General features: G+C 70.2%; 31 protein-coding genes. 8 read left to right on the top strand and 23 right to left on the bottom strand.

Going from position 1 to position 26197, the window contains the following annotated elements:
• Positions 1–12: 12 nt before the first annotated feature.
• Positions 13–930 carry a LysR substrate-binding domain-containing protein gene (locus ABZ565_RS11445; RefSeq protein WP_361023656.1) on the bottom strand — a complete coding sequence of 306 codons (918 nt, stop codon included), beginning with the start codon at positions 928–930 and terminating at the stop codon, positions 13–15.
• Between the two features lie 123 nt (positions 931–1053).
• On the opposite strand from ABZ565_RS11445, the gene ABZ565_RS11440 reads away from it, so the two are divergent.
• The 4 genes from ABZ565_RS11440 to argG all read left to right on the top strand — a co-directional run bounded on the left by ABZ565_RS11440 (position 1054) and on the right by argG (position 4763).
• Positions 1054–1452, top strand: a complete 399-nt coding sequence (locus ABZ565_RS11440; RefSeq protein ID WP_361023653.1) for a nuclear transport factor 2 family protein — start codon at positions 1054–1056, stop codon at positions 1450–1452.
• A gap of 10 nt (positions 1453–1462) precedes the next feature.
• Complete coding sequence (locus tag ABZ565_RS11435) at positions 1463–2395, top strand: zinc-binding dehydrogenase (RefSeq protein ID WP_361023650.1); 933 nt, start codon at positions 1463–1465, stop codon at positions 2393–2395.
• Between the two features lie 87 nt (positions 2396–2482).
• Positions 2483–3127: a dihydrofolate reductase family protein gene (locus ABZ565_RS11430; RefSeq protein ID WP_361023647.1), complete on the top strand. Its 645-nt coding sequence runs from the start codon at positions 2483–2485 to the stop codon at positions 3125–3127.
• Between the two features lie 190 nt (positions 3128–3317).
• Positions 3318–4763, top strand: coding sequence for an argininosuccinate synthase (gene argG / locus ABZ565_RS11425; RefSeq protein WP_361023644.1), 1446 nt, complete (start codon positions 3318–3320; stop codon positions 4761–4763).
• Between the two features lie 88 nt (positions 4764–4851).
• On the opposite strand, the gene ABZ565_RS11420 is transcribed toward argG, so the two are convergent.
• On the bottom strand, positions 4852–5628 hold the full coding sequence (locus ABZ565_RS11420; protein WP_361023641.1) for a DUF6008 family protein: 777 nt from the start codon (positions 5626–5628) through the stop codon (positions 4852–4854).
• 145 nt (positions 5629–5773) lie between these two features.
• On the bottom strand, positions 5774–6628 hold the full coding sequence (locus ABZ565_RS11415) for a hypothetical protein (RefSeq protein ID WP_361023638.1): 855 nt from the start codon (positions 6626–6628) through the stop codon (positions 5774–5776).
• Positions 6629–6768: 140 nt separating this feature from the next.
• Between ABZ565_RS11415 and coaA the strand changes: the two genes are divergently transcribed.
• The 3 genes from coaA (at position 6769) to ABZ565_RS11400 (ending at position 10397) form a co-directional block, all read left to right on the top strand.
• Entirely contained in the window at positions 6769–7761 is a 993-nt protein-coding gene (coaA, locus tag ABZ565_RS11410; RefSeq protein WP_361023635.1) for a type I pantothenate kinase, read from the top strand.
• 21 nt (positions 7762–7782) lie between these two features.
• The gene (locus ABZ565_RS11405; protein ID WP_361023632.1) at positions 7783–8748 is read left to right on the top strand and encodes a DUF389 domain-containing protein; all 966 of its coding nucleotides are present in this window, start codon (positions 7783–7785) and stop codon (positions 8746–8748) included.
• A gap of 101 nt (positions 8749–8849) precedes the next feature.
• Positions 8850–10397 (top strand): PH domain-containing protein, encoded by a 1548-nt coding sequence (locus ABZ565_RS11400; protein ID WP_361023629.1) that lies wholly within the window; start codon positions 8850–8852, stop codon positions 10395–10397.
• Between the two features lie 69 nt (positions 10398–10466).
• Here ABZ565_RS11400 and glmM read toward each other — a convergent pair whose 3' ends face one another.
• The 4 genes from glmM to ABZ565_RS11380 all read right to left on the bottom strand — a co-directional run bounded on the left by glmM (position 10467) and on the right by ABZ565_RS11380 (position 14856).
• The gene (gene glmM, locus ABZ565_RS11395; protein WP_361023625.1) at positions 10467–11825 is read right to left on the bottom strand and encodes a phosphoglucosamine mutase; all 1359 of its coding nucleotides are present in this window, start codon (positions 11823–11825) and stop codon (positions 10467–10469) included.
• A gap of 164 nt (positions 11826–11989) precedes the next feature.
• Positions 11990–12514 carry a 30S ribosomal protein S9 gene (gene rpsI / locus ABZ565_RS11390; protein WP_361023621.1) on the bottom strand — a complete coding sequence of 175 codons (525 nt, stop codon included), beginning with the start codon at positions 12512–12514 and terminating at the stop codon, positions 11990–11992.
• A gap of 45 nt (positions 12515–12559) precedes the next feature.
• The gene (rplM, locus tag ABZ565_RS11385) at positions 12560–13003 is read right to left on the bottom strand and encodes a 50S ribosomal protein L13 (RefSeq protein ID WP_018101206.1); all 444 of its coding nucleotides are present in this window, start codon (positions 13001–13003) and stop codon (positions 12560–12562) included.
• A 224-nt stretch (positions 13004–13227) separates the two neighbouring features.
• Positions 13228–14856, bottom strand: a complete 1629-nt coding sequence (locus ABZ565_RS11380; RefSeq protein ID WP_361024077.1) for an ATP-binding cassette domain-containing protein — start codon at positions 14854–14856, stop codon at positions 13228–13230.
• A 58-nt stretch (positions 14857–14914) separates the two neighbouring features.
• On the opposite strand from ABZ565_RS11380, the gene ABZ565_RS11375 reads away from it, so the two are divergent.
• Positions 14915–15769, top strand: a complete 855-nt coding sequence (locus ABZ565_RS11375; RefSeq protein WP_361023618.1) for a hypothetical protein — start codon at positions 14915–14917, stop codon at positions 15767–15769.
• A gap of 11 nt (positions 15770–15780) precedes the next feature.
• Here the strand turns inward: ABZ565_RS11375 and truA are convergent, their stop codons facing one another.
• From truA to rpsH, 16 genes are all read right to left on the bottom strand, one after another.
• Positions 15781–16635: a tRNA pseudouridine(38-40) synthase TruA gene (truA, locus tag ABZ565_RS11370; RefSeq protein ID WP_361023615.1), complete on the bottom strand. Its 855-nt coding sequence runs from the start codon at positions 16633–16635 to the stop codon at positions 15781–15783.
• A gap of 88 nt (positions 16636–16723) precedes the next feature.
• Positions 16724–17200 (bottom strand): 50S ribosomal protein L17, encoded by a 477-nt coding sequence (gene rplQ / locus ABZ565_RS11365; protein ID WP_018101210.1) that lies wholly within the window; start codon positions 17198–17200, stop codon positions 16724–16726.
• Positions 17201–17433: 233 nt separating this feature from the next.
• Positions 17434–18456, bottom strand: coding sequence for a DNA-directed RNA polymerase subunit alpha (locus ABZ565_RS11360; RefSeq protein ID WP_003966937.1), 1023 nt, complete (start codon positions 18454–18456; stop codon positions 17434–17436).
• A 138-nt stretch (positions 18457–18594) separates the two neighbouring features.
• Positions 18595–18999 (bottom strand): 30S ribosomal protein S11, encoded by a 405-nt coding sequence (rpsK, locus tag ABZ565_RS11355; protein WP_003956432.1) that lies wholly within the window; start codon positions 18997–18999, stop codon positions 18595–18597.
• 104 nt (positions 19000–19103) lie between these two features.
• Positions 19104–19484 carry a 30S ribosomal protein S13 gene (gene rpsM / locus ABZ565_RS11350; RefSeq protein WP_018101211.1) on the bottom strand — a complete coding sequence of 127 codons (381 nt, stop codon included), beginning with the start codon at positions 19482–19484 and terminating at the stop codon, positions 19104–19106.
• 191 nt (positions 19485–19675) lie between these two features.
• Positions 19676–19789 carry a 50S ribosomal protein L36 gene (gene rpmJ / locus ABZ565_RS11345; protein ID WP_003956441.1) on the bottom strand — a complete coding sequence of 38 codons (114 nt, stop codon included), beginning with the start codon at positions 19787–19789 and terminating at the stop codon, positions 19676–19678.
• A 60-nt stretch (positions 19790–19849) separates the two neighbouring features.
• Positions 19850–20071, bottom strand: a complete 222-nt coding sequence (gene infA / locus ABZ565_RS11340; protein ID WP_014047798.1) for a translation initiation factor IF-1 — start codon at positions 20069–20071, stop codon at positions 19850–19852.
• Between the two features lie 288 nt (positions 20072–20359).
• On the bottom strand, positions 20360–21196 hold the full coding sequence (gene map / locus ABZ565_RS11335; RefSeq protein ID WP_361023609.1) for a type I methionyl aminopeptidase: 837 nt from the start codon (positions 21194–21196) through the stop codon (positions 20360–20362).
• A 142-nt stretch (positions 21197–21338) separates the two neighbouring features.
• Positions 21339–21998, bottom strand: a complete 660-nt coding sequence (locus ABZ565_RS11330; protein WP_361023606.1) for an adenylate kinase — start codon at positions 21996–21998, stop codon at positions 21339–21341.
• Entirely contained in the window at positions 21998–23317 is a 1320-nt protein-coding gene (secY, locus tag ABZ565_RS11325) for a preprotein translocase subunit SecY (RefSeq protein ID WP_361023602.1), read from the bottom strand. Before secY ends, ABZ565_RS11330 begins: the two co-directional genes overlap by 1 nt.
• A gap of 224 nt (positions 23318–23541) precedes the next feature.
• The gene (rplO, locus tag ABZ565_RS11320; RefSeq protein ID WP_018101215.1) at positions 23542–23997 is read right to left on the bottom strand and encodes a 50S ribosomal protein L15; all 456 of its coding nucleotides are present in this window, start codon (positions 23995–23997) and stop codon (positions 23542–23544) included.
• Position 23998: 1 nt separating this feature from the next.
• Positions 23999–24181 carry a 50S ribosomal protein L30 gene (gene rpmD / locus ABZ565_RS11315; RefSeq protein WP_003966943.1) on the bottom strand — a complete coding sequence of 61 codons (183 nt, stop codon included), beginning with the start codon at positions 24179–24181 and terminating at the stop codon, positions 23999–24001.
• On the bottom strand, positions 24181–24786 hold the full coding sequence (rpsE, locus tag ABZ565_RS11310) for a 30S ribosomal protein S5 (protein WP_018101216.1): 606 nt from the start codon (positions 24784–24786) through the stop codon (positions 24181–24183). Before rpsE ends, rpmD begins: the two co-directional genes overlap by 1 nt.
• 46 nt (positions 24787–24832) lie before the next feature.
• Positions 24833–25216, bottom strand: coding sequence for a 50S ribosomal protein L18 (rplR, locus tag ABZ565_RS11305; protein ID WP_018101217.1), 384 nt, complete (start codon positions 25214–25216; stop codon positions 24833–24835).
• Positions 25217–25218: 2 nt separating this feature from the next.
• Positions 25219–25758: a 50S ribosomal protein L6 gene (gene rplF, locus ABZ565_RS11300; protein ID WP_018101218.1), complete on the bottom strand. Its 540-nt coding sequence runs from the start codon at positions 25756–25758 to the stop codon at positions 25219–25221.
• A gap of 21 nt (positions 25759–25779) precedes the next feature.
• Entirely contained in the window at positions 25780–26178 is a 399-nt protein-coding gene (rpsH, locus tag ABZ565_RS11295) for a 30S ribosomal protein S8 (protein ID WP_018550614.1), read from the bottom strand.
• Positions 26179–26197: the final 19 nt, after the last annotated feature.

Genomic DNA, 26197 nt, shown 5'->3' with positions numbered 1-26197 from the left:
ACCGGTCCCCGGTCACCCCACCGCTCCCGGCGACCGCAGCCACCCACCATCCCGCGCCACTTCCCCCGCCACGCGCAGCAGTTGGGCGGTGACCGGGCGGCCGCCCCGGCCCCGGGTGAGGAGGTGGAGTTCGATGGCCGCTCCCCCGGTCAGGGGACGCCAGACGAGTCCGGCGGGGAGGCTCGGCGCAGCGGAGCCACCGACGACCGAGACCGCTTCGCCGCGGGCGACCGGGGTGTGCCCGGCGTCGAACGACAGGGCGCGCAGGAGGAGTCGGGGCGCGGCGCCGTCGCGGTCCAGGATGCCGGTGATCGCGTCGTAGTGGCCCGGGTTGGCCTCGCGCGGGTGGATGAGGAGCGTTTCGGCGGAGAGCTCGGCCGGGTCCACGGCGGGGCGCGCCGCGAGGCGGTGGGCGGCGGACATCAGGACGCCCTGCGGTTCCAGCCGTACGAGCGTCCGCACCAGCTCCGGCGTCGGCGGCGGGCAGCGGACCAGGCCCGCGTCGAGGGTCCCGTCCGCGACACCGGACAGGATCTCGGCGGTGGACAGCAGCCGGGTGTCGGCGGTGATGCCGGGCAGCCGGTCCGCCAGGGCGGCGAGGATCGCGGGGGCCGTCTCGTAACTCGTGCTCATGCTGTAACCGAGCACCAGGGTTCCGGTCTCGCCCCCGGCGAAGCCGCGCACGTCGCGCCAGAGGCGGTCCGCCTCCTCGCAGAGGGCCGCGCCGCGCTCCATCAACAGCCGCCCGGCCTCCGTGGGTTCGACGGAGTGCGTGGTGCGGTCCAGGAGTCGGACGCCCAACTCCCTTTCCAGCTCCCGTATCTGGCGGCTGAGCGCGGGCTGCGCGATGTGCAGGCGCTCGGCGGCACGGGTGAAGTTGCGTTCCATGGCCACGGCCAGGAAGTAGCGCAGGCGCCGTAGATCGGACATGCGGAACAGCATATGACCTGCGGTGATGCCGGGCGGTTCTGGAGCGATCGGGAACAGGTCTTTCCCTCCGCGGCCCCGGTCCTCGTAGCGTTCGGGCAACCGCAGAGGAAAGGACACACGATCATGACCAGCACCCCCAAGGACATCGTCCTCGACTACATGAAGGCCCTGGCCGAGGGCGACATGAACCGGCTGAGGGCGTTCTTCGACACCGATGCCACCTGGACGCTCGCCGGTGACCTTCCGGTCTCGGGCACCTGGACCGGGCCGGACGAGATCTTCGGCGAGTTCGTCGCCACGATGACCGCCCGGCTGGTGCCGGAGACGATGGAGATCGAGTTCCTGGGCGTCCTCGCGGAGGGCGAGCGGGTGCTCGCGGAGTGGCGGACGCGCGGGCTGACCCGGAAGGGCGCCCGCTACGACCAGCACTGCCTGGCCGTGTTCACCGTGCGGGACGGCCGGATCGCCGCCGTGCGGGAACACTTCGACACCCTCCACGCCCACAACGTCGTCTTCGCCTGAGGAGCCCGGGATGCGCGCGCAACTCCCCGCCGCCGAAGCAGGCGGCACCGTCCGTATCGGCGAGGCCCCCGAGCCCGTCCCCGCCGCCGACGAGGCCCTGGTCGCGGTCGAGGCGTACTCGGTCAACCGGGGCGAGACCTTCCAGCTCGACGGGCAGCTGGACCGCCGGTGGCCCGGCTGGCGGCCCGGCAAGGACGTGGCCGGCACCGTCGTAGCGGCGGCGGCCGACGGCACCGGCCCGGCCGCCGGTGCCCGCGTCGTCGCCCACCCGCCCGCGTACGGCTGGGCCGAGCGCGTCGCCGTCCCGGTGCACAGCCTCGCCCCGCTCCCCGACAGCGTGGACGCGGTGACGGCGGCGGCCCTCCCGCTGGCCGGGATCACCGCGCTGCGCCTGCTGCGGGCGGCGGGCCCGGTCGCGGGGCGGCGGGTCCTGCTCACCGGGGCGAGCGGGGGCGTCGGCCACTACGTCACGGAGCTGGCGGCCTCCTCGGGCGCGGCGGTGACGGCGGTCAGCGCGACCCGGGAGCGCGGGGCGCGGCTGCTGGACCTGGGGGCCGAGGCGGTGGTGACGTCGCCGAAGGACGCGGAGGGTCCGTACGACGTGGTCCTGGAGTCGGTGGGCGGCGACTCGCTGCCGGCCGCGCTCGCCCGGCTGGCCCCGGGCGGCCTGCTGGTCTGGTTCGGCCAGGCGAGCCGCACCCCCGTCACGCTGGACTTCTTCGACTTCTTCGGCGGCCCCGCCCAGGCCCGTATCGCCCACTTCGACTACACCCGCGCCGACACCACGTACGCGTCCGAACTCACCACCCTGGTACGGCTGGTGGCGGGCGGGCGGCTGCACCCGGAGATCGGCTCGGTGCGCGACTGGTCGCACACCGGGGACGCCGTCGCGGACATCCGGGCGCGCCGGGTGCGGGGGAACGCGGTGCTTACGGTGGGATGAGGAAGCGGGACGGTGCACGGCGATGAGTCCGGGCCGCCCGAGGAGTCACCCCTTGCGTAGTCACCCAGCACCGGGAGAAGAGCACCCATGACTCAACTGCTGAAGGTCCAGAACTTCACCGTTTCCGCCGACGGCGTCGCCTGCGGGGAGAACCAGACCCTGGAGCGGCCCTTCGGCCACGTCGACCCGGGGCAGTTGTTCTCCTGGGCCGGGGCCACGGCGAGCTGGCCGAACCGGACCGACCCGGGCGGCAGCCGGGGCCTGGACGACTACCTGACCCGGGACTTCTCGCACAACATCGGCGCCGAGATCATGGGCCGCAACAAGTTCGGTCCGCAGCGCGGGCCCTGGGAGGACCACGAGTGGCAGGGCTGGTGGGGCGACGAGCCGCCGTTCCACACCCCGGTGTTCGTCCTCACCCACCACGAGCGCCCCTCGTTCACGCTCTCCGACACCACGTTCCACTTCGTCGCCGGCGAGCCCGCCGAGGTCCTGGCGCGGGCGCGGGAGGCCGCCCAGGGCAAGGACGTGCGCCTCGGCGGCGGGGTGACGACCGTCCGGGAGTTCCTGGACGCCGACCTGATCGACACCCTGCACATCGCGGTGGCGCCGCAGAAGCTGGGGTCCGGGCTGCGGCTGTGGGACTCGCCGGACGAGCTGCGCGACCGGTTCCACCTGGACGTCGTGCCGAGCCCGAGCGGGATGACGCACCACCTGTTCTGGCGGAAGTGAGGGGACCGGCTCCCAGGTAGGGCCGGGCGGCGGGACCGGGTAGGACGGGGCGGCGGGGCCCGGTAGGACCGGGAGGCGGGGCCCGGTAGGACCGGGCAGCGGGGCCCGGTAGGACCGGGCAGCGGGGCCGGGTAGGACCGGGCAGCGGGACCACGTTGCATGATCATGCGAGATGATGCATAATCTTCCTATGTCCAAGGTCCTCACCTCCCTGCCCACCGGCGAACGCGTCGGCATCGCCTTCTCGGGCGGCCTCGACACCTCGGTCGCGGTCGCGTGGATGCGCGACAAGGGTGCCGTCCCGTGCACCTACACCGCCGACATCGGCCAGTACGACGAGCCCGACATCGCCTCGGTCCCGGGCCGCGCCAAGACGTACGGCGCCGAACTCGCCCGCCTGGTCGACTGCCGCGCCGCTCTCGTCGAGGAGGGCCTGGCCGCGCTGACGTGCGGGGCGTTCCACATCCGCTCGGGCGGCCGGGCGTACTTCAACACGACGCCGCTGGGCCGCGCGGTCACCGGCACGCTCCTGGTCCGGGCGATGCTGGAGGACGACGTCCAGATCTGGGGCGACGGCTCCACGTTCAAGGGCAACGACATCGAGCGGTTCTACCGCTACGGCCTGCTGGCCAACCCGCACCTGCGCATCTACAAGCCCTGGCTGGACGCCGAGTTCGTGACGGAGCTCGGCGGCCGCAAGGAGATGTCGGAGTGGCTGGTCGCCCACGGCCTGCCCTACCGGGACAGCACCGAGAAGGCGTACTCCACCGACGCCAACATCTGGGGCGCCACCCACGAGGCGAAGACGCTGGAGCACCTGAACACCGGTGTGGAGACCGTCGAGCCGATCATGGGCGTGCGGTTCTGGGACCCGTCGGTCGAGATCGAGACCGAGGACGTCACGATCGGCTTCGACCAGGGCCGGCCGGTCACGATCAACGGCGAGAAGTTCGACACCGCCGTCGGTCTGGTCCTGAAGGCGAACGCCATCGGCGGCCGCCACGGCATGGGCATGTCCGACCAGATCGAGAACCGGATCATCGAGGCCAAGAGCCGGGGCATCTACGAGGCCCCCGGCATGGCCCTGCTGCACGCCGCGTACGAGCGCCTGGTCAACGCCATCCACAACGAGGACACCCTCGCCCAGTACCACAACGAGGGCCGCCGCCTCGGCCGTCTGATGTACGAGGGCCGCTGGCTGGACCCGCAGGCGCTGATGGTCCGCGAGTCGATCCAGCGCTGGGTCGGTACGGCCGTCACCGGCGAGGTCACCCTGCGGCTGCGGCGCGGCGAGGACTACTCGATCCTCGATACCACGGGCCCGGCGTTCAGCTACCACCCGGACAAGCTCTCCATGGAGCGCACCGAGGACTCCGCGTTCGGCCCGGTCGACCGCATCGGCCAGCTCACCATGCGGAACCTGGACATCGCGGACTCCCGCGCCAAGCTGGAGCAGTACGCGGGCCTCGGCATGATCGGCACCGCGAACCCGGCCATCGGCGCGGCCCAGGCCGCCGCCACCGGCCTGATCGGCCGGCTCCCCGAGGGCGGCGCCGAGGCCATCGCCTCGCGCGGCGAGGTCTCGGACCAGGACGAGATGCTGGACCGCGCGGCGATGGAGTCCGGCACGGACTGACCCGCCCCCGCACGGACGACCGGCCGGACACCTCTCGGGGTGCCCGGCCGGCTCTGTTCCGTACGGGGAGGAGTGCGCGGCGCCACGGTCAGGGGCGCCCCGCCGGTTCGAGGGGGCGCGCCGGGTCGTCACCGGCCGGGGCGGGCCCGGCCTCGGCGTGCTCCGCCGGAACGAAGCTGTCCTTGACCGCCCGCTTCTCCTTCCAGAGGTGGTAGACGGCGAACCCGAGGATGGCCGTGCCCACCGCGTTGGCCACGAAGTGCCACCAGATCCGGTACGTCGCCAGCGCCGGGCCGGGCTCGATGGCGCCGAACCAGGTCGACAGGCCGATGGCCCGGCTCGCGCCCAGCGCCACGGAGGCGGTCAGCACGATGTGCTCCAGGCCGTGGATGCCCTGCATCCAGACGCCCATCCGGGCCCACTTGCGGGACTTCAGCTGTCCGGTGACCCGGTGCGTGATCTGCACGATGCCGACCAGGCCGGCGAGGAAGATGAAGTTCCCGATCAGGTGCAGGATCTCCATCCCGAGCGACGGCTTCCCCGGGTCGATCTGCCCGAACCCGCGGGAGAAGCTGTTGCCCCACGGGGTCATCCACGCCGGATCGTAGGGGTGCGCGATCCAGTACCCGGCCTGCGCGACGTGCTCCTGGAAATGGCCGACCTGGCCGATGACACCGATGCCGATGAGCGCCACGGCGACCTTGTACAGCCACGGCCGCACCGGCCGCCTGTTGCCGACCGCGAGCACGGCGACGGCCGTCCACATCGCGACGGCCCAGCCGATGAACAGGACGGCGCCCAGGGTGTCCACCGTCGACACGGTGGACACCATCCCGGGCATCCCTGGCATTCCTGAGTGATCCATACGAGGTCCCTTCGAGGAAACACATACGTGTGCGAAGAGACTGCTGTCGAACCGCCCGCTTTACATCTTCCGGATTGCCGAACCCGGCACCGACGAGAAGCGCGGGCCGGGCCCCCGAAGAGCACCCGGCCCGCATCACCCCAGGTCACCAGGGCCGTGCGTGCATCTCCCTGACGTTCCCGCCGGCCCCGCTCACATCGACGTAATCACCGGACGACACCGCGCCGCCCGTGGTGGACCAGCCCTCGAAGCTCCACCGCCAGTCCCCGTCGAGGGTCGCGGTGACCGTCGCCCTCAGCGCACCCGTCGAGCTGGACCGCACCGTCTTCACGGTGGTGTACGACGCCGTGCCCTTGGGCCGGAACTGCAACTGGACGGACGCGTCCGCCACCCCGGTGTACGCGTGCTTCACCCAGTCCGCCCGCTTGAGGGTGCCGGTCACGGTGACCGGCTTGCCCTTCGCCACCGGCTCGGGCGCGGCGTTGACGGTGGCTTTGGCGTAGCGCCGGATCCGGACACCACCGGAGACGGTGCCGTACTCCTCGGCGACGAGGTGGGAGTCCCCCTCGAAGAGCCGGCCCACGAAGCCGATCTTCCAGGTCGTCGCGTCGTTGTTGGAGTTCAGCCGGTAGTACGGGTCCACGTAGAGCGACCCCTCGCAGTCCGCGATCCGGTCGCTCTTCTCGTCACAGGTGTAGATCCCCATCTGCAGCCCGCCGTTGTCGATGCCCTTGGCCGGTGTGGTCCCGTGGTAGAGAAACGGTTCCGCGTCGTACGCGAAGGGATCGGCCGTGGTGTAGCCCGGGGGAAGAGTGACCCGGAACGTCACCGGCGGCTCCTTCACCTCCGTGGTGCCCACCACGATGGGCTTCCCCCCGTTGACGACGACCCGCGACACCGTGATCCCGGTGTCGGCGGCCCGCGCCGTCGGAGCCGTGAGCGCCGAGAGGGCCAGAGCCCCCGCGAGCGCGGCCACGGCCCCGGTTCTGCCTGCTTTCATGCGCACCTCGTTGCTGCGTAGGGGAACGGCGGGCGGGCAGGCTACCAGCGCCCCGGGACCGGGCCCGCACCGGTGCACCCGCTCCCCCACGTGACCGAGCCCACCCCCCGCTCCCGTGGAACTGCCGCAACAATGAAGACGTGATCACTTCACCCGCACGGAGCCCCAGACGCGCCGAGCACGCGGCGACGCCGTACGTCGACCTCTCCCGGGCGGAGTGGAGCGCGCTGCGCGACAAGACTCCGCTGCCGCTGACCGCCGAGGAGGTGGAGCGGCTGCGCGGGCTCGGCGACGTCATCGATCTCGACGAGGTGCGGGACGTCTACCTGCCGCTCTCCCGGTTGCTGAACCTGTACGTGCAGGCCACGTCCGGGCTGCGCGGCGCGCTCAACACCTTCCTCGGGGACGCGGGCAACGGGCAGGGCGCGCAGCGCGGGACGCCGTTCGTCATAGGCGTCGCGGGCAGCGTCGCCGTGGGCAAGTCCACCACCGCGCGCATCCTCCGGGCGCTGCTGGCCCGCTGGCCGGAGCACCCCCGGGTGGAGCTGGTCACCACCGACGGGTTCCTGCTGCCGATGAAGGAACTCCACGCGCGGGGCCTGATGTCGCGCAAGGGGTTCCCGGAGTCGTACGACCGGCGCGCCCTCACCCGTTTCGTCGCCGACATCAAGGCGGGCAAGGACGAGGTGACCGCCCCCGTCTACTCCCACCTGATCTACGACATCGTGCCCGGTGAACGCCTCACCGTCCGGCGCCCGGACATCCTGATCGTCGAGGGGCTGAACGTCCTCCAGCCCGCCCTGCCCGGCAAGGACGGCCGCACCAGGGTGGGGCTCGCCGACTACTTCGACTTCAGCGTGTACGTGGACGCCAAGCCGGAGGACATCGAGACCTGGTACCTCAGCCGCTTCCGGAAGCTGCGCGAGACGGCGTTCCAGGACCCCTCCTCGTACTTCCGCAAGTACACGCAGGTCTCGGAGGCCGAGGCGATGGAGTACGCGGCCACCATGTGGCGCACCATCAACCGGCCGAATCTCGTGGAGAACGTCGCCCCGACCCGTGGACGTGCCACGCTGGTGCTGCGCAAGGGGCCCGACCACAAGGTCCAGCGGCTGTCCCTGCGCAAGCTCTGACTCCGGAAAGGGTTCTCCTCGGTGCTGCATCTTCGCCTGCTCGTCCCCGCCGACCGCACGGACGAGGTGACGGACCTGCTGGGGCGGACCGTCGGCACCGCGCACCTCGCGGTGCTGCCGGGGGCCTCGCGCGACCCGGTGGGCGACATGGTGCTGTGCGATGTGGCGCGCGAGGCGGGTGACGAGCTGATCGCCGAGCTGCGACGGCTCGGGCTCGACGAGTTCGGCGCGATCACCGTCGAGAACCTGGACCTGACACTCTCCGCGCGCGCCGACCGGGCGGAGGAGGAGGCGCCGGGCGAGGGGTCGGACGCGGTCCTCTGGGAAGAGCTGGTCGAGGCCACGCACGACGACTCGACGTTCAGCGCCACCTATGTCGCGTTCCTCGCGGTCGCGACGATGCTCGCCGCCTGCGGAGTGATGCTCGACAACGCGATCCTGATCGTGGGCGCGATGGCGGTGGGCCCCGAGTTCGGGCCGCTGGCCGGGATCTCGACCGCGCTGGTGCAGCGCGCCCCGCGCCTGGTGGGGCGCTCGCTGACCGCGCTGATCGGCGGGTTCGCCGCGGCGATGCTGCTGACGGTCGGCTTCGCCTGGCTGATGGACGCCTTCGGGCTGTTCGACCGGGCGATGGTCGAGGGGAAGCGGCCCAACACGGCGTTCGTCTGGCAGCCGGACTGGATGTCGTTCGTCGTGGCGTTCCTCGCCGGCATCGCGGGCACGCTCTCGCTGACCTCGGCGAAGTCCGGCGCGCTCATCGGGGTCGCGATCTCGGTGACGACCGTGCCGGCGGCGGCCAACGCGGCGGTGGCCTTCAGCTACCGGGACTACGGCCAGATGACCGGGTCCGTCCAGCAGCTGCTGGCGAACCTCGGCGGGATCGTGCTCGCGGGCACGCTGACGCTGCTGGTGCAGAAGGCCCTGTGGCGGACGACCCGCCGCCACCAGCGGGCCCGCACGCGCCCGTCGTCGGCCACGGACGCGTAGAACGGCGGCCGGCGACGGGCGCCCGTTGCCGAGACGAACATCGCGAAAACTGTTGTCTCCTACACGGGCTCGCACACCCGCGCAGGTGACATGCTCCACTCATGGCCGACGCCGGAGAAGTGACCTTCCGTGCCACTGGAGCACGTGTCCTGTGGTGGTGTGTGGCGCTCGGAGCGGCCGGGGCGGCGCTGACCGCGGTGAGCGCCGTGTACGGACGCGGACTCCTGGGCATCGCGGGACTGCTGGTCGCGCTCGTGGGCCTCTGCACCCTGTACGCGGCCACCGCCCGGGTGAGCGCGGACGCGAGCGCCCTGCGTACCCGCACACTGCTGCGCCGCCGGACCATGCCGTGGTCCGGCATCGCCGAGCTGCGCGTGTACGTCCAGTACGGCCGGAATCAGCAGATCCACCGCGTCAGCGTGCTGCTGTGCGACGGACGCACCCGACGGCTGCCCCTGGCGCTGAGCGGGATGTCCGGCGACCACGCGGACTTCGACGCGCGGCTGGACGCGCTCCGTGCGCTGCACCGTCGCCACGGAGATCCCGGACCGGCGCACGTCCCCGTCATCGCGTCCGGTTCGGCCGGGCGCTCCCCGGCCGTGTCGTGGATCCTGTGCGTCCTGCTGCTCGCGGGCGCGGGCCTGGCCGCCTGGTCCGTGCCGGGCGCCGCGTCGGAGGAGCGGGCCTGGAAGGCTGCCGTGCCCTGCACCGCCGCGACACCGGCCGCGGAGCGCGGGGAGTGCCTGAGCACCCTGCACGCGGTGATCGCGCGGACGGCGGCCGGCAAGGGGAACAGCGGCAGCCGGCTCTACTTCGCCGACGGCCGGCCGCTGGCCCGGCTCCGGGTCGACCGCGAGGCCGCCGGCGCGTTCCGGCCCGGCGACCGCGTCGACCTGACCGTCTGGCACCGGCAGGTGAGGGAGGTCGCCGGCGCACACCACGTCTGGCACGACAGTGTCGCGGGCGCCGGTGAGCTGGCCGTCATGGCGGCGCTGGCCGCGCTCGCCGCGGGCTACCCGGGTGCCCTTCTGGTGCTGCGCCGGCGTGGGCGCCGGCTGCCGGACGACGAGGTGCTTCCCTCGGCCCTGCCGTTCGCGGGCGCGCTGGCGGGCACGGCCGTGTGGCTGCTGCCGTTCTGCTACCGGCACTCCGCGGACCCGTTCGGCTCGCCCGGCTCCCTGGCCTGGGTGGCCACCGGCACGGCGGCCACCCTCGGGATGCTCGTATGGGCCTGGCACGCGACCCGCATCCGTACGCCCGGCGACGCCCCGGCGACCGGAGCCGGCTCCTCCGCGGAGCTCTTCCTCCCCGCCCGCTTCCTCGAACACACCGACTACAACCCGCACTGCTTCGGCACCCACATCGTCCTGGGCGACGGCCCCCCGGCGGTGACGCCCCACCCAGGTCCGGGCAGGTTCGCGGCCCGGCGGATCCCGGTGGAACGCCTCACCGTCACGCGCGTGCGACGCGTCCGGGGCGGCGACGGCGACGGCGTCCAGCGGAGCTGGCACATCGCCGAGATCGACGACGCGGGCGCACCGGTCCGCCTCGCGGCCGCGCCGGAGGACCTGAGCCGCATCCTCGACGAACTGGGGCTGGACCGCCCGAGCCCCACTGCCGCAGGACGCGAGAGAGACCCGGTCCGGTAACCGGGCGGGCCGCGGAACGCGGTGAGGGCCCGGCTCGGGAGCCGGGCCCTCACCGATGTCGCGTCCGGGTCAGCCCAGCGCCGACTTCACGACGTCCGCCAGCTGCCCCGCCACCGTGCGGGCCTGCTCGATGTCCGCCGCCTCGACCATGACCCGTACCAGCGGCTCCGTGCCCGAGGGGCGCAGCAGCACGCGGCCGGTGGCGCCCAGCTCGCGTTCGGCCTCCGCGACGGCGGCGGCCACCTCCTGCGAGGTGTGCACGCGGGACTTGTCGACGTCCGGGACGTTGACGAGGACCTGCGGCAGGCGCTCCATGACCCCGGCCAGCTCGGCGAGCGAGCGGCCCGTCGCGGCGACCCGGGCCGCGAGCATCAGGCCGGTCAGGGTGCCGTCGCCGGTCGTGGCGTGGTCCAGGACGATGACGTGGCCGGACTGCTCGCCGCCCAGCGCGTAGCCCTCGGCCTTCATGGACTCCAGGACGTAGCGGTCGCCGACGGCGGTCTGGACGAGCTGGATGCCCTCGCGCTCCATGGCCAGCTTGAAGCCGAGGTTCGACATCACGGTGCCGACCACGGTGTCCCGGCGCAGCCGGCCGGCCTCGCGCATGGCGAGGGCCAGCACGGCGAGGATCTGGTCGCCGTCGACCTCCTCGCCCGCCGCGTCCACGGCCAGGCAGCGGTCGGCGTCGCCGTCGTGCGCGATGCCCAGGTCCGCGCCGTGCTCCACGACGGCGGCGCGCAGCAGCGCCAGGTGCGTGGAGCCGCAGCCGTCGTTGATGTTCAGCCCGTCGGGCTCGGCGCCGATCGTGACGACCTCGGCCCCGGCGCGGGCGAACGCCTCGGGCGAGACGTGGGCGGCGGCGCCGTGCGCCTCGTCCAGGACGACCTTCAGGCCGTCGAGCCGGTTCGGCAGGACGCCGATGAGGTGGGCGACGTACCGGTCGAAGCCCTCCACGTAGTCCGTGACGCGGCCGACGCCGGCGCCGGTGGGGCGGTTCCACGGCTCACCGGTGCGGTGCTGCTCGTAGACCGTCTCGATACGGTCCTCCAGCTCGTCGGCCAGCTTGTGGCCGCCCCGGGCGAAGAACTTGACACCGTTGTCCGGCATGGCGTTGTGGCTGGCGGAGAGCATGACGCCGATGTCGGCGCCCAGGGCGCCGGTGAGGTAGGCGACGGCGGGGGTCGGCAGCACGCCGACGCGCAGGACGTCGACGCCCGCACTCGCCAGGCCGGCCACGACGGCGGCCTCAAGGAACTCACCGGAGGCGCGTGGGTCGCGGCCCACCACGGCCGTCGGCCGATGGCCCGCGAAGGTGCCCGCCTCGGCCAGTACGTGCGCCGCGGCCACCGAGAGGCCGAGCGCGAGCTCGGCCGTCAGGTCCGCATTGGCGACACCGCGCACGCCGTCCGTGCCGAAGAGTCGTCCCACTGGTGTCCTCCGAAAGTGCTCCGAAACGCAAAAGTCAGATCACGCAACCAACAAGCCTATGAACGCCTTATGTCGTTATATGCCCGAGGATGTCGATAAACGAACGCCCCGGCAGCACGAGAGGTGCCGCCGGGGCGAACGTGTAACGCGGATGAGCAGGCGGTTTAGCGCTTGCTGTACTGCGGGGCCTTGCGGGCCTTCTTGAGACCGGCCTTCTTGCGCTCGACCGCACGGTCGTCGCGGGAGAGGAAGCCGGCCTTCTTCAGGGTCGCGCGGTTGTTGTCCACGTCCGCCTCGTTCAGCGCGCGGGCCACGCCGAGGCGCAGGGCGCCGGCCTGACCCGAGACGCCGCCACCCGCGATGCGGGCGATGACGTCGTAACGGCCGTCGAGCTCGAGCACCTTGAAGGGCTCGTTGACTTCCTGCTGGTGCACCTTGTTCGGGAAGTAGCTCTCGAGGGTGCGACCGTTGATCTTCCACTTGCCGGTGCCCGGAACGATCCGGACGCGGGCGATCGCGTTCTTGCGACGGCCCAGGCCGGCGGCGGGCTGCGGGTCGCCGAAGCGGCCGGCGAGCGACTCGGAGGTGTACTCACCCTCGACGGGGACCTCGGACTCGAAGGTGGTCACCTCGGCGAAGGTCTCCTCGCCCTCGGTGCCCTCGACGGTGTCAACAGTGGTCTCGGCCACGATTCTCCTCAGATCTTTCTTTATGTCTTTGGGGGGAGGCCGGACTTACTGCGCGACCTGGGTGATCTCGTACGGAACCGGCTGCTGCGCAGCGTGCGGGTGCTGGTCACCCGCGTAGACCTTCAGCTTCGAGATCATCTGGCGGCCCAGGGAGTTCTTGGGGATCATGCCCTTGATGGCCTTCTCGACGGCCTTCTCGGGGTTGTTCGCGAGGAGGTCGTCGTAGCGCACGGAGCGCAGACCACCCGGGAACCCGGAGTGGCGGTACGCCATCTTCTGGGTCCTCTTGTTGCCGGACAGGTGAACCTTGTCGGCGTTGATGATGATGACGAAGTCGCCCATGTCCATGTGGGGGGCGTAAATCGCCTTGTGCTTGCCTCGCAGGAGGTTCGCAGCCGTGGTGGCGAGACGGCCCAGGACGACGTCCTGCGCGTCAATGATGTGCCACTGACGGGTCACATCGCCGGGCTTGGGGCTGTACGTACGCACTTCGTAGCCTTCGCTTCTTCAGTGGATGGGGTCCAGACACACGACACCTCTGAAGCGATCATGCAGCTGGGGCACACAATGCCGGGACGACGCCCGTATGCGAGCCACTGGTAACTGCTCCAGAGAACCTGCGCAGGGGCTCCCCGCGTCACGAGGACGCAGCCCATACGCATAACAAAGGTCGACACTACCCGTCCGGCCCCGGACGGGTCAAAACGCGCCCCTCACCGCACCCGCTCGACCCGCCGCTCGTCCCACACCGGCTCGGACGTCTCGCGGACGACCCCGTCCGAGCCGAAGACCAGGTAGCGGTCGAAGCTCTTCGCGAACCACCGGTCGTGCGTCACCGCGAGCACCGTGCCGTCGTACGCCTCCAGGCCGTCCTGCAACGCCTCCGCCGACTCCAGGTCCAGGTTGTCCGTCGGCTCGTCCAGCAGCAGCGCGGTCGTGCCGGACAGCTCCAGGAGCAGGATCTGGAACCGGGCCTGCTGCCCGCCGGACAGCTTCTCGAACGCCTGGTCCCCCTGCCGCTCCAGCTCGTAGCGGCGCAGCACGGACATCGCCCCGCCCCGGTCCTTCGCGTGCTCGGTCCACAGGATGTCGACCAGCGTGCGGCCCAGCAGCTCCGGGTGGGCGTGGGTCTGTGCGAAGTGGCCGGGGACCACCCGCGCACCGAGCCTCCACTCCCCCGTGTGCGCGACGGGCTCGCCCGCCAGCAGCCGCAGGAAGTGGGACTTGCCGGACCCGTTGGAGCCGAGGACCGCGACCCGTTCCCCGTAGAAGACCTCCAGGTCGAACGGTTTCATCAGGCCGGTCAGCTCCAGGCCCTCGCAGGTCACCGCGCGCACCCCGGTCCGGCCGCCGCGCAGCCGCATCCGGATGTCCTGCTCGCGCGGCGGCTCCGGCGGCGGGCCCGCCTCCTCGAACTTCCGGAACCGGGTCTGCATCGCGTGGTAGCGGCTCGCCATGTCGGGGCTGATCGCCGCCTGCTGGCGCAGCCGGTGCACGAGCGCCTTCAGCCGCTTGTGCTCCTCCTCCCAGCGCCGCAGCAGCTCCTCGAAGCGGGCGAACCGCTCCTTGCGGGCCTGGTGGTACGTGTCGAAGCCGCCGCCGTGCACCCAGACGTCGCTGCCGGCCGGGCCCGGCTCCACGCTGACGATCTTCTGCGCGGCGCGGGACAGCAGCTCCCGGTCGTGGGAGACGAAGAGCACCGTCTTACGGGTCTCCCTCAGCCGCTCCTCCAGCCACCGCTTGCCGGGGACGTCCAGATAGTTGTCCGGCTCGTCCAGGAGCAGCACCTCGTCGGGGCCCCGCAGCAGGGCCTCCAGGACCAGCCGCTTCTGCTCACCGCCGGACAGGGTGCGCACCTCGCGCCACTGCGCCTTCTCGTACGGGACGCCGAGCGCGGCCATCGTGCACATGTCCCAGACCGTCTCGGCCTCGTACCCGCGCGCCTCCGCCCAGTCGCTCAGCGCCTGCGCGTACGCCATCTGCGCGGCCTCGTCGTCCACGGTGAGGATCCGCTCCTCGGCCCGGTCCACGGCGAGCGCGGCCTCCCGGATACGGGGCTGCGCGACGGAGACCAGCAGGTCGCGGACCGTGCGCTCGTCGCGCACCGAGCCGACGAACTGGCGCATCACGCCGAGCCCGCCGCTCACCGACACCGAGCCGCCGTGCGGCTGGAGCTCCCCGGCGAGCAGCCGCAGCAAGGTGGTCTTGCCGGCCCCGTTCGCCCCGACGAGGGCGACGACGGCGCCGTCGGCCACCCGGAACGAGGCATCGCCGAGCAGCACCCGCCCGTCCGGAAGGTAGTACTCAAGGTGGCCCGCTTCGAGATGTCCCATGCAGAGCATTGTCACGGGCTCCGGCGGTTCGGCCCAACCGGATTACGGGCCGTCTAGGATGCGCGGCATGAGCTTTGGGGACGGGGGGCCATCCGAGGGGCCCGGGAACGGCGGCACTCCCGACTGGGAGGCGCTGGCCGATGCCTCCGCGGCTCGCGCCAGGCGCAAGAAGTGGCTGCTGATCGGCGGCGGCGTCCTCGCCACGGCGGCCGTCGCCGCGGCCGTGGCGACGGCGGTGGTCTCCGCGAACGGCGACGGCTCCGGCCGCGGCGCCGGGAAGCACGCGAGCGAGCTGCCCACGGCGGACGACCTGCCCACCGAGCTGCCCGCCCCCGATCCGTCCTTCTCGTCGGTGGCGCCCCCGCCCCCGCCGGACCCCCGGGACTACATAGCCGACGTGAACAAGGACCGGCTCCCGGTCACCGTCGACGCCTTCTTCCCCGGCGACGAGCTGACCGCCGGAGGCCGTACGTACGCCAGGGGCGCGACCCACCGCACCGCGCGGTGCGCGACGGCCACCCAGGGCGCGCTGGGCGCGATCCTCACCGGCAACGGCTGCGACCAGGTCATCCGGGCCACGTACAGCCGGAACGGCGTGGCGGTCACCGTGGGCATCGCGGTCTTCGGCACGGAGGCCCAGGCGAAGCGGACCGCGCGGCTGGCGAGCGGCGGGCTGGCCTCGCTGAGCGGGTCGGGCGTCCCGGTCTTCTGCCGCGACGGCGTGATCTGCCGCCGCACCGCGAACTCGTACGGCCGGTACGCGTACTTCACGGTCGGCGGCTTCACGGACGGCCACAACGCCACCGAGGCCGACAAGGACGTGTACGCGGCCGGGGACGACCTGACGGACTACACGTTCCGCCGGATCCGCCACCGCGGCGAGGTCCAGGCATCGGCCGCCGCGAACCTCACCACGACGTAGGGGGGCAGGCCCTAGCAGCAGGAAGCCCCCGGCAGGGTCCGCACATTGCGGGCCTCCACCGCACGCGCCGCCAGCAAGTCGTCGGCCGGGTAGGCGACCTCCTCCAGGGTCAGCCCGTGCGGGCGCACCACGTGCACCCCCGGGTCGCGCACCCCGGCCGCCAGCACCTCGGCCGGCCACGGGTCGGGGCGCCGTCCGTCGCCCACGAAGAGCATCGCCCCGACGAGGGCCCGCACCATGTTGTGGCAGAACGCGTCCGCCTGCACGGTCCCGGTGATGATCCCGGTCTCCGGGTCCCGCACCCAGTGCAGCTTCTGGAGGGTCCGGATGGTCGTCGCGCCCTCGCGCTTCTTGCAGTACGCCGCGAAGTCGTGCTCCCCGGTCATCCGCGCCGCGGCGGCGTTCATCGCGGCCACGTCCAGCGGCCGGTCGTGCCAGAGCACATGGCCCCGGACCAGGGGGTCGACGCCGCCGGGGCGGTCGGCGACGCGGTACGCGTACCGGCGCCACAGGGCCGAGAACCGGGCGTTGAACCCCGGCGGCGCCTCCGCGATCCGCCAGACCCGCACATCGGGGGCCATCCGCCCGGCGAGCCGCCTCAGCAGCTTCTCCTCGTGCTCGGCCCACACCTCGTCCGGCAGGTCGGCATGGGCGACCTGACCCCGGGCGTGCACCCCGGCGTCGGTGCGGCCGGCCACCGTCAGGTCGTACGTGCGTGCGGAGCGGGTCACGGTCCGCAGCGCATCCTCGATCTCGCCCTGGACCGTCCGCCGCGCGGTCTGCTTCGCCCAGCCCGAGAAGTCCTTGCCGTCGTAGGCCAGGTCCAGCCGCACCCGTACGAAGCCGGGCTCCACCTCGTCACTCACCAGCGCATCCTCTCAAGATCCCGCACAGCCGAACGGGCCCGCACCGCCCCGGAGGGTGATGCGGACCCGTTCAGTGGTTCCGGAACGCTCAGGCGTCCTGCGCGTCCTCGACGGACTCGACCGGGGTCTCGTCCTTCTTGGCCGCGTCTTCCTTGACCGCACGCTTGGTGGCGGCCTCGGCCTCACCGGTGGCCTGCTGCGCCACGGTCAGCGCCTCGACCAGCTCGATGACGGCCATCGGGGCGTTGTCGCCACGACGGTTGCCGATCTTGGTGATGCGGGTGTAACCACCGGGGCGGTTCTCGTACCGCGGGGCGATCTCGGTGAAGAGCGTGTGGACGACGCCCTTGTCCGTGATCGACTGCAGCACCAGGCGACGGTTGTGGATGTCGCCCTTCTTCGCCTTGGTGATGAAACGCTCCGCGACCGGACGCAGGCGGCGCGCCTTGGCCTCGGTCGTGGTGATGCGGCCGTGCTCGAACAGCGACTTCGCGAGGTTGTTGAGAAGAAGCTTCTCGTGCGCGGCGCTGCCGCCCAGACGGGCACCCTTGGCGGGCTTCGGCATGGGTTTTCTCCTTGTGTGCTGCACCGGCCGTATCAGGTACCGGTGTCAGTTCCCGCGCGGCGGCCGCCGCGCGGAAGTATGTGTGCTGTCGCCGTGCCGACCCTCGCGAGTCGGCGTCCGCACTGGACATCGAGCCTCAGCCCGAAATCAAGCCCGTCCGGCGATTGAGGACGAAAGCCCTCGCCCGGACCGGGGCACCCCTGCAAGCAGGCGCACCCCGGCCGGGAGGCGTCCTAGTACTGCTCGGTCTCCACGAAACCGGCGTCCGCGTCGTCGTCGGCGCCAAAGGCGTCGGCGGCGGCGGTCGGGTCGAAGCCGGGAGGCGAGTCCTTCAGCGCCAGGCCCATACCGGCCAGCTTCGCCTTGACCTCGTCGATCGACTTCGCACCGAAGTTGCGGATGTCGAGCAGGTCCGCCTCGGAGCGGGCCACGAGCTCACCCACGGAGTGGATGCCCTCGCGCTTGAGGCAGTTGTACGAGCGGACCGTGAGCTCCAGCTCCTCGATCGGCAGCGCCAGGTCCGCCGCGAGCGCGGCGTCCGTCGGCGACGGGCCCATGTCGATGCCCTCGGCGTCGATGTTGAGCTCGCGCGCCAGACCGAACAGCTCGACCAGGGTCTTACCGGCCGAAGCCATCGCGTCACGCGGACGCATGGCCTGCTTGGTCTCGACGTCGACGATCAGCTTGTCGAAGTCGGTGCGCTGCTCGACACGGGTCGCCTCGACCTTGTACGTGACCTTGAGCACCGGCGAGTAGATGGAGTCGACCGGGATACGGCCGATCTCCTGGCCCACCTGCTTGTTCTGGACGGCGGAGACGTAGCCGCGACCGCGCTCGACGGTCAGCTCCATCTCCAGCTTGCCCTTGCCGTTCAGCGTGGCGAGGACCAGGTCCGGGTTGTGCACCTCGACACCGGCCGGCGGGGCGATGTCCGCGGCGGTGACCAGGCCGGGGCCCTGCTTGCGCAGGTACATCACGACGGGCTCGTCGTGCTCCGAGGAGACGACCAGCTGCTTGATGTTGAGGATGAGGTCGGTCACGTCCTCCTTGACGCCCGGCACGGTGGTGAACTCGTGCAGGACACCGTCGATGCGGATGCTGGTGACAGCGGCACCCGGGATCGACGAGAGGAGCGTGCGGCGCAGGGAGTTGCCGAGCGTGTAGCCGAAGCCGGGCTCCAGCGGCTCGATGACGAACCGCGAACGGAACTCGTCGACGACCTCTTCGGTCAGCGACGGACGCTGAGCGATCAGCATGATGTGAGTCCTTCAGTCGTGGGCACCCACTATTTGATGCCCGACAGATGTAACAAGGGTACGGGCGGCACGCCTCCGAAGAGGTGTACCGCCCGGACCCGGCGCTACTGGCGCACGGCCGTCACCGGCCGTGACGACTCAGACGCGGCGACGCTTCGGCGGACGGCAGCCGTTGTGCGGCGTCGGGGTGACGTCCTGGATCGAACCGACCTCGAGGCCCGTGGCCTGGAGGGAGCGGATCGCGGTCTCGCGGCCGGAGCCCGGACCCTTCACGAAGACGTCGACCTTGCGCATGCCGTGCTCCTGCGCGCGGCGGGCGGCCGACTCGGCGGCCATCTGCGCGGCGAAGGGGGTGGACTTGCGCGAGCCCTTGAAGCCGACGTGGCCGGCGGAGGCCCAGGAGATCACGTTGCCCGAGGGGTCCGTGATCGAGACGATCGTGTTGTTGAACGTGCTCTTGATGTGCGCGTGGCCGTGAGCGACGTTCTTCTTTTCCTTGCGACGCACCTTCTTGGCTGCGCCCTGACGACCCTTGGGGGGCATGTCTTGACTCCAGATGGAGAGGGGAGGTGATCGGTCCTACAGCGAAGACCGCTGGTTGCTGCGGAGGCCGGGAAGCCGGTCGCCCGCAGTGCGTCCGCTGAGGACTACTTCTTGCCGGGCTTCTTCTTGCCGGCGATCGCGCGACGCGGACCCTTGCGGGTACGGGCGTTGGTGCTGGTGCGCTGGCCGTGGACCGGCAGACCGCGGCGGTGACGGAGACCCTGGTAGCAGCCGATCTCGACCTTGCGGCGGATGTCGGCCTGGATCTCGCGGCGGAGGTCACCCTCGGTGCGGAGGTTGGCGTCCACGTACTCGCGGATCTTGACCAGGTCCTCTTCGGCCAGGTCGCGAACGCGGGTGTTCGGGTTCACGCCGGAGGCGGCGAGGATCTCCTTGGACCGGGTGCGCCCGATACCGAAGACGTAGGTGAGGGCAACCTCCACGCGCTTTTCGCGCGGGATGTCAACACCTGAAACGCGTGCCATTCAATGGCTCCAGTTGTTAAGTCGGGGGTCTTCCGCAGAACCACTCCCGACCGCCGACCCCTCGCTGGGAGAGGTGGTACGTCCGGGTCCCCGGCCCCCGCCGGAGGTGTCGTCAGCCGTGGCTTGGACGGGCTCTGCGTATGTACGTGTTACGTGCGTCGCGCGAACTGCGAGATGCAGGGGGTCGTGCGTCAGCCCTGGCGCTGCTTGTGGCGCAGGTTGTCGCAGATGACCATGACCCGGCCGTGACGGCGGATCACCTTGCACTTGTCGCAGATCTTCTTGACGCTCGGCTTGACCTTCATGGGATGTCAGGTTCTCCGGGTCAGTGCCCACGCCCGCACGGATGCGGACGGCGGCAAGATCTACTTGTAGCGGTAGACGATCCGGCCACGCGTCAGGTCGTACGGAGAAAGCTCCACGACGACCCGGTCATCCGGGAGGATGCGGATGTAGTGCATACGCATCTTGCCGCTGATGTGCGCGAGGACCTTGTGACCGTTCTGGAGCTCCACCCTGAACATGGCGTTCGGGAGGGACTCGATCACGGTGCCCTCAATCTCGATGGCACCTTGCTTCTTGGCCACGCTTCGCCCTTCGAATCGGCTACCTTGATCGACTTTCGTTCCCCGTATGTGGACACACGGATGCACGAGAGCCGACGAGTCAGTCTACGTCAGCGGACTCCCAAAGGCGAATCCGTCAAGTTTGCCCATCCGGGGAGATCCTTAGACCTTCCCGCGGACCCCGATCAGCCCAGGGGATCCGGAGCGGCCTCCACGCCGACCCCTCCCATACGCAGGCCTCGCGGGCTCGGCGCCAAGGCGCCTCACAAGCTTCGGACCGCCGCACCGGACCCGTCCGGTGGAGCAGGCTCAGCCCAGCGGGTCCGGAGCGGCCTCCACGCCGTACTGCGCCAGCTTCTCGCGACCGCAGTCCGGGGCGGTGAGGACCAGCGGGCCCTGCTCCGTGAGGGCGATGGAGTGCTCCCAGTGCGAGGACCACGTGCCGTCCGTGGTGATGACGGTCCACTCGTCCTCCAGCACCTCCGTGTGCGGGGTGCCCAGCGAGACCATGGGCTCGATGGCCAGGCAGAGGCCCGGGACCAGCTTGATGCCCTTGCCGCGCTTGCGGGAGACGTAGTTCAGCAGGTGCGGGTCCATGTGCATCTCGGTGCCGATGCCGTGCCCGCCGTAGTCCTCGATGATCCCGTACTTGCCGGTGGCGGGGCGGGGCTGGCGGCGGATGTAGGACTCGATCGCCTTCGAGATGTCGACCAGGCGGTTGTTGGCCTTCATCGCGGCGATGCCGGCCCACATCGACTCCTCGGTCACCCGGGAGAGCTCGATCAGCTCCGGAGCGTGACCCGTACCCACGAAGGCGGTGTACGCGGCGTCGCCGTGCCAGCCGTCCACGATCGCCCCGGCGTCGATGGAGATGATGTCGCCGTCCTTGAGGACCGTCTTGTCGTCCGGGATGCCGTGGACGACGACCTCGTTGACCGAGGTGCAGATGGTCGCGGGGAACCCGCCGTACCCGAGGAAGTTCGACTTCGCGCCGTGGTCGGCGATCACCTTGCGGGCGACCTGGTCCAGGTCGCGGGTGGTGGCGCCGGGCACCGCCGCCTCACGGGTGGCCGCGTGGATGGCAGCGACCACCAGCCCCGCCTCGCGCATCTTCGCGATCTGCTCGGGGGTCTTGATCTGCACCATGCTGCGGCGCCTTTCCGGTGGGACGGTGACGGGGGCGGGGCCCCGGGGGCGGGGCTTCCACGATACGCGGCGGCAAGCAGTCGGCCGCGGCGTCCGAAGACGCCGCGGCCGGCTCGTACTGCTCGTACTACGGGGTGGGCGCTCAGTCCTCCGAGGACTTCTTCAGCGCCTCCATGGCCCGGTCGGTCACCTCGGTGACCTTGCCGAGCGCGGAGATGGTGACCACCAGGTCCTGTGCCCGGTAGAAGTCGATGATCGGCTCGGTCTGCGTGTGGTAGACCTCCAGCCGGGTACGCACCGTCTCCTCGGTGTCGTCCTCGCGCTGGTACAGCTCGCCGCCGCAGGCGTCGCAGACGCCCTCGGTCTTCGGCGGGTTGTACGTGACGTGGAAGACGTGCGCGCTGTCGTTGCGGCAGATGCGGCGGCCCGCGATCCGCTTCACGACCTCGTCCTCGGGGACCTCCAGGTCGAGCACGGCGTCCAGCTTCACGCCCTCGTCCTTGAGCATCACGTCCAGGGCTTCGGCCTGGCCCACGTTGCGCGGGAAGCCGTCGAGCAGGAAGCCGTCGGCCGCGTCCGGCTGGGACATGCGGTCCTTGGCCATCCCGTTCGTCACCTCGTCCGGCACCAGCTGCCCGGCGTCCATGTAGGCGCGGGCCTGCTTGCCAAGGTCGGTGCCCTGGCTGATGTTGGCGCGGAAGAGGTCGCCCGTGGAGATGTGCGGAATCGACAGGTTCTTGGCAAGGTACGCGGCCTGCGTTCCCTTGCCGGCACCCGGCGGGCCGACGAGGACGATTCGCATCAGCGGAGGAACCCTTCGTAATTGCGCTGCTGGAGCTGGCTCTCGATCTGCTTCACGGTCTCCAGACCCACACCCACGATGATGAGGATGCTCGTCCCACCGAAGGGGAAGTTGGCATTGGCGCCACCGAAGCCTGCCAACGCCATCGTCGGCACAAGAGCGATCAGACCCAAGTACAGCGAGCCCGGCCAAGTGATCCTGTTGAGCACGTAGCTCAGGTACTCGGCAGTAGGTCGACCAGCCCGGATACCCGGGATGAAGCCACCATACTTCTTCATGTTGTCGGCGACTTCCTCGGGGTTGAACGAGATCGCCACATAGAAGAAGGCGAAGAAGACGATCAACAGGAAGTAGGCGGTCATGTAGTACGGGTGCGTGCCCTTGGTCAGGTTGTCCTGGATCCAGACGGCCCAGCCGGCCTTGGAGTTGGAGAACTGGACGATCAGGGCCGGGATGTAGAGCAGCGAAGAAGCGAAGATGACGGGGATCACACCCGCCTGGTTCACCTTCAGCGGGATGTAGGTGGAGGTGCCACCGTACGAGCGGCGTCCGATCATGCGCTTCGCGTACTGCACTGGGATACGGCGCTGGGCCTGCTCGACGAAGACGACGAGCGCCACCATCACGAAGCCGACCAGGATCACGGTGAAGAACTCGATCCAGCCGTCCGCGAGCTTGCCGCTGGTCTTGATGGCCCACATGGCGGACGGGAAGGTGGCGGCGATCGAGATGAACATCAGGATCGACATGCCGTTGCCGATGCCGCGGTCGGTGATGAGCTCACCGAGCCACATGACGGCGGCGGTGCCGGCGGTCATCGTGATGACCATCGTGATGGTCGTGAACAGCGAGTCGTTCGGGACGATCTGGTCGGCGACCGGGCAGCCGCTGAACAGGGCGCCGCTGCGGGCGGTGGCCACCAGGCCGGTGCCCTGGAGGATGGCGAGCGCGACCGTCAGATAACGCGTGTACTGCGTGATCTTCGCCTGGCCGGACGACCCCTCCTTCTTGAGCGCCTCGAGTCGGGGGATGACCACGGTCAGCAGCTGGAGAATGATGCTGGCCGTGATGTACGGCATGATGCCGAGCGCGAAGATCGTGATCTGCAGCAGCGCACCACCGCTGAACATGTTCACCAGGCCGAAGAGGCTGTTGTTGCCCTTGCTGGCCTGATCAACACAGGTCTGGACGTTCTCGTAGCTCACGCCCGGTACCGGGATGTGGGCCCCGAGCCGGTAGAGCACGATGATGCCGAGAGTGAAGAGCAGCTTCTTGCGCAGGTCGGGCGTCTTGAACGCCCGGGCGAAGCCGGTGAGCACGGTGCCTCCTGCGACCCCCGCGCAGAGCGTAGAGGTGACGGTCTTGAGGATCGACGGATACGTAAAAGCCAAGGAGCCCCGGACGCGTGCGCCCAGGGGATACCACAGCAACGGACGCCACCTTACCGGCGTACATGCCCCCCTAGGAACGACCAACCGGGGATGCCCCATTTGAGAGGGCATCCCCGGTCGGATGTTCAGGTCACCTAAGTGTCCGAGTTGTCTCAGACCAGTTCGGTGACGGTACCGCCGGCGGCGGTGATCTTCTCCTTGGCGGAACCGGAGACGGCGTCAACCGAAACCTGCAGCGCCACGGAGATCTCGCCCTGTCCGAGGACCTTGACGAGGTGGTTGTTGCGCACGGCACCCTTGGCGACCAGGTCGGCCACCGTGACCTCTCCACCCTCGGGGTAGAGCGTCGCGAGCTTGTCCAGGTTCACGACCTGGTACTCCGTGCGGAACGGGTTCTTGAAGCCCTTGAGCTTCGGCAGACGCATGTGGAGGGGCATCTGCCCACCCTCGAAGCGCTGCGGAACCTGGTAGCGGGCCTTGGTGCCCTTGGTACCACGACCAGCGGTCTTACCCTTGGACGCCTCACCACGACCCACACGGGTCTTGGCGGTCTTGGCGCCCGGGGCAGGCCGGAGGTCATGGGCCTTCAGCGGCTTGTTCTCCGCCATGTCAGTCGACCTCCTCAACCGTCACGAGGTGGCGGACGGTGTGCACCATGCCGCGGAACTCGGGGCGGTCCTCCTTGACAACCGAGTCGTTCAGGCGCTTGAGCCCGAGCGAACGCAGGGTGTCGCGGTGGTTCTGCTTGCTGCCGATGTACGACTTCGTCTGCGTGATCTTGAGGCGAGCCATTACGCACCCGCTCCCGCACGCGCACGAAGCAGGGCCGCAGGGGCGACGTCCTCGAGGGGCAGACCGCGGCGGGCCGCGATCTCCTCGGGACGCTGCAGGCCCTGGAGGGCCGCCACGGTCGCGTGCACGATGTTGATCGGGTTCGAGGACCCGAGCGACTTCGACAGGATGTCGTGGACGCCGGCGCACTCGAGAACGGCGCGCACCGGGCCACCGGCGATCACACCGGTACCGGGGGAAGCCGGCTTGAGCAGGACGACGCCCGCAGCCTTCTCACCCTGGATCGGGTGAGGGATGGTGCCCTGGATACGCGGGACCTTGAAGAAGTTCTTCTTGGCCTCTTCCACGCCCTTGGCGATGGCCGCGGGAACTTCCTTGGCCTTGCCGTAACCGACACCGACGGTGCCGTCACCATCGCCCACCACGACCAGCGCGGTGAAGCTGAAGCGACGACCACCCTTCACAACCTTGGCGACTCGGTTGATCGCGACGACGCGCTCGACGTACGCGGTCTTCTCGGCGGCGGCAGCGCCGCCGTCACGGCCCTTCCGGTCCCGCCGCTCGCCGCCACCGGCACCGCTTCCGCGGCGCTGGGGTCCAGCCATTGGATTTACCTCTCTCTGTTACGTCCGCTGTGCGTAGGAACCGGGGCTAGAACTTCAGCCCGGCTTCACGGGCGGCGTCAGCCAGAGCGGCAATCCGCCCGGCGTACTGGTTACCACCGCGGTCAAACACGACGGCCTCGACGCCTGCGGCCTTGGCACGCTCGGCGACCAGGGCGCCGACCTGCTTGGCCTGGCTGCTCTTGTCGCCCTCGCCACCACGGATGGAGACGTCCAGGGTCGACGCCGACGCGAGCGTGTGGCCCGCGATGTCGTCGATGATCTGGGCGACCATGTGGCGGTTGGAGCGGGTCACGACCAGGCGCGGACGCTCCGGCGAACCGGAGATGTGCTTGCGGACGCGGATGTGGCGCCGCTTGCGAGCCGCGCGCTTGTACGCGTCGCCCTTGGCGATCTTCACGCCGTATGCCATGGCTACTTACCAGCCTTTCCGACCTTGCGGCGGATGACCTCGCCGGCGTACTTGACGCCCTTGGCCTTGTACGGGTCAGGCTTCCGCAGCTTGCGGATCTTGGCCGCGGTCTCGCCGACCTTCTGCTTGTCGATGCCCTCGACGGTGAACTTCGTGGGGGTCTCCACCTTGAAGGTGATGCCCTCCGGGGCCTCGATCAGGATCGGGTGGCTGTAGCCCAGGGCGAACTCCAGGTTGGAGCCCTTCGCCTGGACGCGGTAACCGACACCGCTGATCTCGAGCGCCTTGATGTACCCCTGGGTCACACCGGTGATCATGTTCGCCACCAGCGTGCGGGACAGGCCGTGCAGGGCCTTGTTCTGACGCTCGTCGTTCGGGCGGACGACGTTCAGGACGCCGTCCTCACCCTTGGTGACCTCGATCGGCGACGCGACGGTGTGCGTGAGGGTGCCCTTCGGGCCCTTCACGTTGACCGTGCGGCCATCGATGGTGACGTCCACACCGGCGGGAACCTGGATGGGGAGCTTGCCGATTCGCGACATGAGCTATTCCTCCGTTCCCGACTACCAGACGTAGGCGAGGACTTCCCCACCTACGCCCTTCTTCTGAGCCTGCTGGCCGGTCAGGAGACCGTGGGACGTGGAGATGATCGCCACGCCCAGGCCGCCGAGGACCTTCGGCAGGTTGGTGGACTTTGCGTAGACACGCAGACCCGGCTTCGAGATTCGCTTGATGCCGGCGATCGAGCGCTCGCGGTTCGGGCCGAACTTCAGCTCGAGGACGAGGTTCTTGCCGACCTCGGCGTCCTCGACCTTCCAGCCGGTGATGAAGCCCTCCTGCTGGAGGATCTCCGCGATGTGCGACTTGATCTTGCTGTGCGGCATCGTCACGTCGTCGTGATACGCCGAGTTCGCGTTGCGCAGACGCGTGAGCATGTCTGCGATGGGATCAGTCATGGTCATGAGTTGGCCTTCGGCCTCT

It is taken from the genome of Streptomyces sp. NPDC016469 (assembly GCF_040632905.1).
Classification (GTDB): domain Bacteria; phylum Actinomycetota; class Actinomycetes; order Streptomycetales; family Streptomycetaceae; genus Streptomyces.
Note: the sequence above shows the minus strand (reverse complement) of the source record. Positions and strands in the feature narration are given on the sequence as shown.